Source organism: Opacimonas viscosa (assembly GCF_024199005.1).
Taxonomy (GTDB): Bacteria; Pseudomonadota; Gammaproteobacteria; order Enterobacterales; family Alteromonadaceae; genus Opacimonas; species Opacimonas viscosa.
The window spans coordinates 1-224 of the sequence record NZ_JANATA010000376.1 but is presented as its reverse complement, the minus strand read 5'-3'; the positions used below and the strand labels follow the sequence as shown (position 1 = coordinate 224).

Genomic DNA, 224 nt, shown 5'->3' with positions numbered 1-224 from the left:
CACAGCCATGATAGGCACGATACGCGCTGTCACGGCAGCAATACGCTGGATACCACCAAGAATAACCAGCGCCAGTAAAATACCCAGTACACTGCCCACAATCCAGGGCTCAAAGCCAAACGTGGCTTCAATACTGGTTGCAATACCGTTACTCTGCGGCAGGTTGCCCGTACCAAACGAGCTCACTACGGTAGCAATGGCAAATGCAACAGCCAGCCATTTCA

Annotated in this window: 1 protein-coding gene; it reads right to left on the bottom strand. The window is 52.2% G+C overall.

Features of this window, described 5'->3' with window-relative positions; all coding sequences use genetic code 11:
* Positions 1-224, bottom strand: a 224-nt coding sequence (locus NLF92_RS13980) for an alanine:cation symporter family protein (protein WP_254102880.1), incomplete at both ends; no start/stop codon positions are given.